At 63.6% G+C, this 9808-nt stretch carries 12 protein-coding genes; 6 read left to right on the top strand and 6 right to left on the bottom strand.

Annotated features, from left to right (window positions below):
* A partial coding sequence (locus tag WAN71_RS25110) for an ABC transporter ATP-binding protein (protein ID WP_422227920.1) occupies window positions 1-881 on the top strand: 881 nt, incomplete at its 5' end.
* 84 nt (window positions 882-965) lie between these two features.
* Window positions 966-2120 carry a lytic transglycosylase domain-containing protein gene (locus tag WAN71_RS25105; protein ID WP_422227919.1) on the top strand — a complete coding sequence of 385 codons (1155 nt, stop codon included), beginning with the start codon at window positions 966-968 and terminating at the stop codon, window positions 2118-2120.
* Window positions 2121-2369: 249 nt separating this feature from the next.
* On the opposite strand, the gene WAN71_RS25100 is transcribed toward WAN71_RS25105, so the two are convergent.
* The 3 genes from WAN71_RS25100 to WAN71_RS25090 all read right to left on the bottom strand — a co-directional run bounded on the left by WAN71_RS25100 (window position 2370) and on the right by WAN71_RS25090 (window position 4329).
* Window positions 2370-2882: a GNAT family N-acetyltransferase gene (locus tag WAN71_RS25100; RefSeq protein ID WP_422227918.1), complete on the bottom strand. Its 513-nt coding sequence runs from the start codon at window positions 2880-2882 to the stop codon at window positions 2370-2372.
* Window positions 2883-2885: 3 nt separating this feature from the next.
* Window positions 2886-3155: a DUF1778 domain-containing protein gene (locus WAN71_RS25095; RefSeq protein WP_422227917.1), complete on the bottom strand. Its 270-nt coding sequence runs from the start codon at window positions 3153-3155 to the stop codon at window positions 2886-2888.
* Window positions 3156-3861: 706 nt separating this feature from the next.
* Entirely contained in the window at window positions 3862-4329 is a 468-nt protein-coding gene (locus tag WAN71_RS25090; protein WP_422227921.1) for an Hsp20/alpha crystallin family protein, read from the bottom strand.
* Between the two features lie 261 nt (window positions 4330-4590).
* Between WAN71_RS25090 and WAN71_RS25085 the strand changes: the two genes are divergently transcribed.
* From WAN71_RS25085 to WAN71_RS25075, 3 genes are read left to right on the top strand one after another with little or no spacing between them, the layout of a single operon-like run.
* The gene (locus WAN71_RS25085) at window positions 4591-5328 is read left to right on the top strand and encodes a VOC family protein (protein ID WP_422227916.1); all 738 of its coding nucleotides are present in this window, start codon (window positions 4591-4593) and stop codon (window positions 5326-5328) included.
* Entirely contained in the window at window positions 5325-5615 is a 291-nt protein-coding gene (locus WAN71_RS25080) for an enoyl-CoA hydratase/isomerase family protein (protein WP_422227915.1), read from the top strand. The genes WAN71_RS25085 and WAN71_RS25080 overlap by 4 nt, the downstream gene beginning before the upstream one ends.
* Entirely contained in the window at window positions 5591-6145 is a 555-nt protein-coding gene (locus tag WAN71_RS25075) for an enoyl-CoA hydratase-related protein (protein WP_422227914.1), read from the top strand. Before WAN71_RS25080 ends, WAN71_RS25075 begins: the two co-directional genes overlap by 25 nt.
* 165 nt (window positions 6146-6310) lie before the next feature.
* On the opposite strand, the gene WAN71_RS25070 is transcribed toward WAN71_RS25075, so the two are convergent.
* The 3 genes from WAN71_RS25070 to WAN71_RS25060 all read right to left on the bottom strand — a co-directional run bounded on the left by WAN71_RS25070 (window position 6311) and on the right by WAN71_RS25060 (window position 8613).
* Window positions 6311-6808, bottom strand: coding sequence for a DUF4352 domain-containing protein (locus tag WAN71_RS25070; protein ID WP_422227913.1), 498 nt, complete (start codon window positions 6806-6808; stop codon window positions 6311-6313).
* Between the two features lie 262 nt (window positions 6809-7070).
* A complete protein-coding gene (locus tag WAN71_RS25065; protein WP_422227912.1) occupies window positions 7071-7853 on the bottom strand; it encodes a DUF732 domain-containing protein in 783 nt (260 codons plus the stop codon).
* Window positions 7854-8058: 205 nt separating this feature from the next.
* The gene (locus WAN71_RS25060; RefSeq protein WP_422227911.1) at window positions 8059-8613 is read right to left on the bottom strand and encodes an MPT63 family protein; all 555 of its coding nucleotides are present in this window, start codon (window positions 8611-8613) and stop codon (window positions 8059-8061) included.
* 469 nt (window positions 8614-9082) lie between these two features.
* On the opposite strand from WAN71_RS25060, the gene WAN71_RS25055 reads away from it, so the two are divergent.
* Window positions 9083-9808: PGRS repeat-containing protein (locus WAN71_RS25055; RefSeq protein ID WP_422227910.1), on the top strand; the 726-nt coding region annotated here is incomplete at its 3' end.

The raw sequence follows: 9808 nt of genomic DNA, 5'->3' as shown, positions 1-9808 counted from the left end.
GCACCGACATCACCGAGTGCTCGGCCAAGGAGCTCTACGACATCCGCACGCTGTTCGGGGTGATGTTTCAGGACGGCGCGCTGTTCGGGTCGATGAACCTGTATGACAACACCGCGTTCCCGTTGCGTGAGCACACCAAGAAGAAGGAAGGCGAGATCCGTGACGTGGTCATGGAGAAGCTGGAGATGGTGGGGCTGGGCGGGGATGAGAAGAAGTTCCCCGGTGAGATCTCCGGTGGTATGCGCAAGCGCGCCGGTCTGGCCCGGTCGCTGGTGTTGGATCCGAAGATCATCTTGTGTGACGAGCCCGACTCGGGTCTGGACCCGGTCCGTACCGCGTATTTGAGTCAGCTGCTGATCGACATCAATGCCCAGATCGACTGCACGATCTTGATCGTGACGCACAACATCAACATCGCCCGCACGGTGCCGGACAACATGGGCATGCTGTTCCGCCGCAAGCTGGTGATGTTCGGCCCGCGTGAGGTGTTGTTGACCAGCGACGAGCCGGTGGTGCGGCAGTTCCTCAACGGGCGCCGTATCGGGCCGATCGGGATGTCGGAGGAAAAGGACGAGGCCACCATGGCCGAGGAGCAGGCCCACCTGGAGGCCGGCCATGTCGACGGCGGTGTCGAGGAGGTCGAGGGTGTGCCGCCACAGATCCTCGCGACCCCCGGCATGCCGGAGCGCAAGGCCGTCGCTCGTCGCCAAGCCCGGGTCCGGGAGAACCTGCACCTGCTGCCCAAGGACGCCCAGGAAGCCATCCTCGAATCGCTTGAGACCGCGAACAACCAGCCCGCCCACGACTACGACGCCGCCTCTGGCCGCCACCGCGACGAGGAGGCGGACACCGCCTCGATCCGGGCTCAGGCGGGCCACTAACGCAGCACCGGTTGCGGCGTGTGGGAGAAAGGGGACAAGGTGGCGCGTCACCGCCTGAGGCCTCACACTCAGGGACCTGCTTTGATGTGCAGATCGCTTACAGCCTTGGCCGTTTGGAGGAATCCAGCGTTGAGCGTCGCAGCGATAACTCCCTTGGTATTTGCTTGTGCTGTCAGCGGCGTGGCGCGCCGACTGCCCCCGCCCACACCGGCTTTGCCCCGCGTTGCCATTACTTCGGTGGCGGTTGTTGCAGCCGCCGGGAGTGAGTCGTCCGGACCAGCCGTGGTCGCCGTCGCGCGGCCGCCGGCCAGCCTACATATCGCGGCGGCCACCAAGTCGGCTCCGCCGCCGTCCACCGTGGTGAATTCGCCTAGTGCACTGGGTATTCCGTCGATGGCTCTGGCTGCATACCGTAACGCCGAGCAAATGATGGCCACCTCCAGCGCTGATTGCGGGATTAGCTGGAATCTCTTGGCCGGTATAGGACGTATCGAGTCTGGACACGCCAACGGCGGTGCGACCGATGCCCGCGGTACCGCGGTCCGGCCGATCTATGGACCTGCGCTGGATGGCACGCTGTCCGGAAACGAGGTGATCGTCCAAAGCAGTGTCGACGGTCGAGTCAACTACGCGCGCGCAATGGGCCCGATGCAGTTCCTGCCCGGCACCTGGGCACGGTATGCCTCCGACGGCGACGGCGACGGCGTGGCCGATCCCCAGAACCTTTACGACTCCGCACTGGCGGCCGCCCGATACTTGTGCACCGGCGGGCTGAACCTGCGCGACCCGTCGCAGGTTATGGCGGCGATCTTGCGCTATAACAACTCGATCCCATACGCCCGAAATGTGCTGGGCTGGGCCGCGGCCTATGCCTCCGGCGTAGTTCCGGTAGACCTGCCACCGGTGACCGGGCCGGCACCGCCGCTGGGTGACCTACATCTGGAGAATCCGGAGGGGCTCGGGCCGGGGCTGCCGCTCAATATCCACGGCCTGCCGTCCACCGACCCGCTGGCGCAGATGCCGCTGATCGACTTCGGCCAATCGCCGATGCCCGCCCAGCAGCCGATTTGGCCGTCGCAGTCGGTGGTCCCGAAGACTCCCGGTTGCACGGTGATCTGTATCGGTCAGCAGGATCCCCTGCCGCCCCAGCAGCCGCCTTGGCTTGCCCCGCCGCCACCCGATGCTCCGCCGTCGGCACCTCGCGACACTGGTCCGCCAGGGCCTTGGTCACCTGGGTGACCGACATTTACCCCGACGTTAGACGTGCTGTGCTCCAAACTTTCCCGCTGCTGCTGCTGCTGTTCGATGTCGTCGTTGAGGCGCCGAACCTTGTCACAACGTTGTCACAACTCTGGGCGGACCGGCTGAATCTCGGCGAGACGTCGTGGGACCGTTCGCCCACGTCACCGTACGCTTCGGGGTTGCTTTTTGGCTTCGTCTCCTGTCTTTTGCGGCACCAGCAGGCTTGCTCCTGCCCGGCACAGGTGTTCAGTCCCGCCAGCGCTCCCCGAGCGCCTTTGCCGCGGTGGACACCTTCATTACCAGGCGGCGCTCGCGGTTCCTGACAGGTACGAAGTGATAGTGCTCGTAAAATGACTGTGCCTCGTCGTCTATCGCGTCGACGACGACCAGCCGCCCTCCGCCGATCTCCGATGCGGCGACGGCTTTCCCCAGTGCATCTAGGAGTAACTGCTCGCCGTACCCTTGCCCACGCAGCGCTGCATCGATTGCCAGGCGTGCAATCAAATATCCAGGTATGCGGGAATAGCCCCCAGCCATGGGCCCCGACACGCCGTCATCTGTGCGTACGACCTCGGTGGGACAGATGGCGAAATAGGCGCAGACCTTTGGTTCCCCGAGCGGGGTCCACACGTACACGTGCGCTACTCCGCTGCTATCCGCGCGCCGAGCGTGCTGGATCAGCCAGGTGTTCAGCGACTCGTTGCCGCAGTCGAACCCCTCCAGGGTGTGGTCGTCTGCCAGCCGCGCGGACTCGAACATCGATCAGCGCCTCTTGAACACCGCCGGCTTGCGTGCGGCGGCCGCCAGTCGCGGCGCAGCGTCGGCAGCATCCAGCGAGGACATCAGCTTGTCGAACTGGTCGGGCTCCATCACCGTTACCAGCTCTTGGCGCAGGATGTCCTCGGCGCGTTGCATCGCAGCTTTCCGCACGAACTCCGAGGTCTGCTCATGCACAACATTGGCGGCTTGTTGGATGCGGTCCAGGGTCGCTTCCTCCGCGCGAAGCTCGAAGCGCTTTGTCTTGACTGCCACGATGGCACCTCCTTTCCTGCAGAGCCTAGTGTACGGCGGATGTACGTACACCGCTAGACCCAAATCGCCGCATCGGCAAGGAAGCACCCCGGAGGAGCGCTGACCCAAAGCATCTTGTTGTCACAACGGTGTCACAAGACCGGTGAAACGCGCTGGGATCGTCCAGGACCATGGGGGACCGTTTTCGCTGGTGGGTGAGACGTCCGGGCCATGCTGGCACACCTCAAAACCACTTCTGGTGGACTGGGGGTCAAGTGGTCGCAGGTTCAAATCCTGTCAGCCCGACCAAGATTCACGCAGGTCAGTGGTAGGCCTGCGGGGTCGCGATGCCGCCATCAGACAGCTCAACGCGATAATTCGTCATGTCGCGGCCTTGCCCAATTCGATAATCGCAGGTCAGTGACCCTATTTGTGCTATGTTTAATACCTAAAAGAAACAGGAAAATGAATAGTCGTTTTGAAAGTTTATGGTACGCAATACAACATCCGCTGGGACCGTCGCGGGAACTGGGATCATACGGAAACCACCAGACGAGCGTGGAGAAACTGATTCGGGAGATGAACGCAAGAGGTCCAGTTGTTGCATCCCTGCGTGATTCAGCACCCCTGTGAACAGGTCGATGCCGCCGAGCTGATCGCCATCGACGTGTTCGCAGCCCCCCAGGCTGCCAGGCATGACCTGCCTGGACCCGCCGGTGAAAAGAGGTTAGGTCGTGGTGTGCTGGTCGGATGACTCGCTGGGCTCGATGACCTTTGTTTCCTCCCGTGTCCCGGGGGTGATCTCGATGTGGCGCGGCTTGGCCCTTGCCGCCACGGGGAGGGTTATGGTCAGCACCCCGTTCTGATAGGTGGCGGCGATGTGGTCGGCGTCGATGTCCTGACCGAGCGACAGGCGACGCTGGTAACTGCCGGTGAAGCGCTCGGAGCTCAGCCACTGCACGTCGTGTTCGGTGCGTTCGCTGCGTTGTGCCGTCACGGTGAGAATGCCGCCATCAACGCTGACGTCCACCGACTCGGGGTCCACCCCCGGGAGGTCGGCGTGAAGGACGTAGTGATCGCCGGAGCGGTAGAGGTCCATCGGCATGGCCAGTGGGACTCGGGCGGATCCGGGCGATGTACCGAGCAGCTGGGCAGCGAGTCTATCGATGTCACGGAATGGATCGGGATGAAGCACAGCAACCACCTCCTACATGTTGGTTGCCGCACCGCGCCATCGCGACGGGTGTCGGCTGGCTGCGCTCCTTCTGTGTAGCACTCCATCTGCGCGAGCACCAGGGGTGCCGGCGTTGCGCGCAGGTCTTCGGCGATGAGGGCCCGGGGGCAGCTACTTGGATGGCAGTTGGCCGGTGCTGGCAGGAGGTAGGGCACGCTCCGTTGGAGCCCAGGTACGGTGGTCGTACGTCGCTGCCGTGAGAGGGTACTTATGCCAGACCCATTGCCCGGTCCTCGTCTACGCCAGGTGGCGCTGGTCGCCAACGACTGCGAGAAGACCGTCACCGCTCTCCAGGAGACGTTTGGCTGGCCGGATCCGTTCCACGATCCGGGGGTCGGAGAGTTCGGGCTGATCAACGCCGTATTCCCTGTGGGCGACACCTTCGTGGAGGTGGTCTCTCCCGTACAACCTGACACCACCGCCGGGCGCTATCTCGCCCGTCGCGGATCCGACAGCGGCTACATGGCCATATTCCAGATGCCTTCGCTCGAAGAGGCCCGCCGGCGGGTGACCGATCTGGGAATACGTGTGGTGTGGAAGGTCGACCTCGACGACATCGCCGGCACCCACTTGCACCCCAAGGACACCCCGGGGGCGATCGTGTCGCTCGACTGGGCGTCGCCGACCAACTCGTGGCGATGGGCGGGACCGGCATGGACCGGAACGGCGCCCGATCACCCGGCGGGCGGCATCGCCGGCATAACGGTGGAGGTGGAAGAACCGGCCGTGGCGGCCCAGCGGTGGGCCCGGGTTCTTGGTCTCGACGCCGAGGTGGACCGTGGGCTAGCCCTGGTCCGGCTGGACCCGGCCGGCCAATCCTTGAGGTTCGTCTCGGCGGTCGACGGCCGAGCCGAAGGCATTACCGAACTCTGGTTGACGCCCGGCTTGCCGGGCCTGCCAAACGGTGACGGGCCGGTCGCCGAGATCGGCGGAGTGCGGTTCGTAGTGCGTGCGCCATGACGGCCCTCGACACCGGCACCGAAGATCTCTTGGCCGAGGTGGACGACGGCGTAGCTGTGATCACCATGAATCGGCCATCCAGGCGCAACGCCTTCTCGAACGACATGGTCGAGGCGTTGGGACGAGTCCTGGCCCAGGTCGAACTCAGCGATGAGGTTGGGTGCGTGGTGCTGACTGGAGCGGGCGACGCCTTCTCGGCGGGGGGCGACGTGAAGGCCATGGCCGACCGGGGATCTTCCGGCGGCCGTCGGTACCGGTCGACGTGGCGATCCACCGGCAGCGTCTGAACCAGCAGGCGACCAGCGGGAAGCTGTGGCGGATGCCGAAACCGACCATCGCACACATTCCTGGCCCAGCTGCCGGCGCCGGCCTGTCGCTCGCCTTGGCCTGCGATCTCAGGTACGCGGCCGAAACCGCCATCTTCACCACCGCCTTCGCTCGCGTTGCCTTCGCCGGCGACTACGGCGGAACCTGGTTCTTGACCAGACTGGTCGGCCCGGCGAAGGCCAAGGAGCTGTACTACTTCTCAGAGCGGCTCACGGCCGATCAGGCCGAGAAGCTGGGTTTGGTAAACGCCGTCTTCCCGGCCGGCGAGCTCGAGAAAGCGGTGATGGACCGGGCCCGGCGGTTGGCCGAGGGTCCGTCGATCGCCTACCGCTACATGAAAGAGAACCTCAACCGGGCGGTCCACGGCAACCTCGAGGAATGCATGGACCTCGAGGTCACACACCACATCCATACGGGCCTGACAGAAGACCACTGGGAAGCGGCGCAGGCGTTCGTGGAGAAGAGGGAGCTTCGGTTTCGCGGCCGCTGATCTGGCGATGCGGATGCTGGTGTTCTTGGCCTACTGCGCCTACACCGTGTGGCTAGGGCCTGTCAGCCCGACGCAAGTCAAACGTATTTCTGTGCTGAGGCGATCAACACGCACGCGCCCGGTGCCGCGGTCGAAGACCACTCCGACTAGCGCGGTCATCTTCCGTTAGCCGCGCGGGGCAGGTGGGGATGGCGGCTGCGTCAGATTGACCGGTGTTCCGTGTGAGGACAGCGAATCGTGCAGCACGATCTGGGTCGGTTTCGCATCGGGCGGCATGTCGAATGCCAGCTTGACGCTCACCTGAAGACCTGGGTCGATGCTGTTGACGACGTCTCCGAATAGCGGTGGGACCATGAGGCTCGCCGAATACTCACGCCCAGTGCGGTCCTTCAACCTCTGAGCGGCCCACTCGAACATCTGTGTCTCTGTGCCGACGTTCCTGACTGCCATCGACACGATCACATAGGCACCTTGGGCACGTGTGTGGCCGAATGTGGGGGAGGTGTGGACTTTGGTGACGATGAACGCGAACTTTCCGTCAACGACTTCTCGCCCCATCCCAGCCGGCGCGGAGGTGGTTTGAAACAAAGCGCACGATGCGAGGAACACCGCGACTGACAACATTAGCAATGCGGCGAGCTTTCTGATGCAACCGAAGAACATGCGGCCAAGGGTATTTGGGTGCTGCTACTGCAGTGTCAGCTTCCGGTTCAGTTCGTTGACCGTTCACCGTGGGGTCACCCGTTGGATGGCCCGCTTGGTGAATAACTCCGGGGGTGTTCGCGGCCATTCGCTGACGTACCAAAAACGTTGTGGCCTGCGGGAATCGGTCATCCGCGCACATGTGCGAACCCAGTGCCGATGACTGGGGGGCAAGTGGTCGCAGGTTCAAATCCTGTCAGCCCGACAACTAGACCGCTTTCACTTAATGGCCTGGGATCGCCGGCAGACCATCTCGGATGCCTTGCAAATCGCCTTGGATGCGCTGAAGATCACCTTCGATGCGTTGCATATCCGCAGAAGCATCCTGGGATGCCTGCTGCGTCTGGTCTGGGCTTCCGGGTTTGTACTGAGGGCAGTACGAGACGATGGCACCAGCAGCGAAGTCGGCGCTTTGATTGGCGTCCCATATCGACGTTCGCTGCACGAAGCTGACGGCCTCTTCGAAGTTGGGTTGGTGCGCTAGGAAGTCGCAGACCGCGTGCCCGTGGACCGTCACGTATTCGTGGCTGGGAACTGGCAAGCCCTCCTGTTTCAACGCGTCGATCAACGCCCTGTCGACAATGTCAACCGCTGGAGCGGGTCCTTTCGGCGCAGCCGGGGCGGGAGCTTTCGGCACGGCCGGGTTAGGTCGCGCACTCGACGGCGGGACTTCCGTCGACTGCGCCGCTGGGTGTGTGTTGTGAAACGTAAACATCACCACCAACACGGTGGCGGCGGCCACCAGAGATAGCGGCAACGCCGCAAGGCGGCCAAAGCGGCCCAGCACACCCTTTCGCCCGCTAAGGCGTGAGGTCGTCGGCTTCGTCGCAGTGCGGCCCGGTGTCGGCAGCGACCGCGGTTTCGATGCCTCCGGGCGGTGCCCTAGGCGCTCGTCAAGAAGTTCGTCGATCTGACGACTGGACAGCTCGCCGCCGTGCTCGCGGATTGACCGGCGCAGCGCTGCCAGGCGCCGCAACTCGGAGTCGATCGTGTCCCGATCGCGCATGTTCTGAGCGTAAAGCAGCGTGCCACAGTTCGTTACCGATGGCCCGGGAATTGTGGTCCCTACAACTCCTCAACTTTGGTTCGAGCTACGAAGCGGGTTAGCCAATCTCGTTGTTGCTCTTAGGGCGCGGGGACCCAGTCAGCCACCCAATACGCAAACCTCCCCACGCCACTAGGGGTGGCGCGGGGAGATAGTTGCAACCGGATTAGGTAGCCGGGCCAGGAGGCGCACCCGGTGCCGGAGTTGAGTTCGCCGGTGCACCAGGCCCAGCGGCCCCCGGCACGTTCGACGTCCACATCAGAATGTCTTGCATTCCGTCGTTATAGACGACGCCATTAGGCGGCGCGCCCGTTACGTCGAAGTAGAGGGTGCCCGTCGATTCGCTGCCTTGCGGGATCGGCGCAGGGTTAAGACCATTCGGGACCTCAACCTTGTCGATCAGCTTGTAGGTCTGACCGTTGGGCCCGCGGGCGCTGAAGTCTCTAACCATGGGGGTAACGACTCCGCCTTCCGACTTGGCGGTGATGTCTGCCTGGTAGAGCGTTCCTTTAGGGGTGAAGCCAGGAATCGCGATGTTGCTGGGTTGCAGGTTGCTCACCGTGTAGGTGGTCACCATCGGCCCGTCGATCAGCGGTTCGCTGGTACCGAATCCCTGGATGTTTGGCGGCGCAGCTGAGGCAGCTGCTGCAGCGACAACGCTCACCGCAGCTATTCCCGCGGCACCGAGGGCCGTCTTGACAGTGGTCGTCGTGAACTTCACGATGGGGCTCCTTCTTCGCTCCTTGTGGTTTTTGCGGTTCCCAATGTTCGGACGGGACCGCACCAAGTCGGCGTAGCCCACCGGCGGCAATTTCAAACGTGACTGCATCGCCGAATACCATGTTCGGCTTTGCTACCTGTACAAATAGCGCATTATTTTTTTCGCGGCGGAGCGCGGTTCGAACAACTTCTTTAACATTGGCATCAGGTGTATTGGTATCGCTTGCCAGCAATTCGGAAAACTGACATCGCAGTAATTACCAAATGGTCTCCGGCATTGATTAGCCCCTCGTTGTGACCTGCGCGCGTCAGAGGGCTGGGCTCGCGAAGCTCGCGGTGGTCAAGTCGGTGACGGGCTGGGGAACTTTTCATCGTGTTCGAGGATTTGGCGGACAACTCCTCGCCTGAGGACTATCTTGCATCTACCTTAGAGATACCTAAGAACCTCAGCGCCTTTCAGGGAGCCGGCGATGGCTCAGCCGTCAAGCAAGCGGAATCGTGGCTCGCGCAACGGCAAAGCCCGCCGACAGCGGGTGATCGGTCCGGTTGCGGCTGCCGGGGCGTTTCTGGCGACGGCGATGACTCCGCTGGCTACCGCGCCGGCCGTCCACGCTGACGGGTTTGACTCGATCATCGACCCCATCATCAACTCCATCGCCGGTTCCCTTTCCGGTCTGGCCGGCCTTGGTGCCGTGCCCGGTGTGGATCCTCTGGCCGATCTGGGGTTGCCCACCGCCGACCTAGCCGCCAGCAGCAATCTTGGTGTGGGCGTTGCGGATTCGGCGCTGGTGGCGGCGCCTGATTCTGCTGCTAGTTCGTTCGACGCGATGCTGCAGACGCTCGCGCAAGAATGGATCACCAGCCCATCCGGCGTGGCGTACGACGCTCAGCTCAATACGCTGTGGCAAGAGCTTGGCCACACCGGCATCCTGATCGGCAACGGTGCCAACGGCACGCCGGACTCAACGTTGGCAGCGGCCAATGGCGAGGCCGGCGGGTTGTGGTTCGGCAACGGCGGCAACGGCGCGACGGATGCGCTCGGGCAGGGCGGTAGCGGCGGGGCCGCCGGGATGATCGGTGACGGCGGTAACGGCGCGGCCGGTGCCGACGGCGGAGCCGGTGGTAACGGTGGGAATGCTGACCTGATCGGTAACGGCGGTGACGGCGGCGCCGGTGGCAACGGCAACGACGGCGCG

This window comes from Mycobacterium sp., assembly GCF_049280035.1.
GTDB lineage: Bacteria > Actinomycetota > Actinomycetes > Mycobacteriales > Mycobacteriaceae > Mycobacterium.
The sequence above is the reverse complement of the archived record's forward strand: the minus strand, read 5'-3'. Positions and strand labels throughout refer to the sequence as shown.

Excerpts from the sequence above, each read along its gene's own strand:
- WAN71_RS25105 (WP_422227919.1), top strand. The coding sequence starts at position 966 with ATGTGCAGATCGCTTACAGCCTTGGCCGTTTGGAGGAATCCAGCGTTG.
- WAN71_RS25100 (WP_422227918.1), bottom strand. The coding sequence starts at position 2,882 with ATGTTCGAGTCCGCGCGGCTGGCAGACGACCACACCCTGGAGGGGTTC.
- WAN71_RS25080 (WP_422227915.1), top strand. The coding sequence starts at position 5,325 with ATGACGGCCCTCGACACCGGCACCGAAGATCTCTTGGCCGAGGTGGAC.
- WAN71_RS25070 (WP_422227913.1), bottom strand. The coding sequence starts at position 6,808 with ATGTTCTTCGGTTGCATCAGAAAGCTCGCCGCATTGCTAATGTTGTCA.
- WAN71_RS25065 (WP_422227912.1), bottom strand. The coding sequence starts at position 7,853 with ATGCGCGATCGGGACACGATCGACTCCGAGTTGCGGCGCCTGGCAGCG.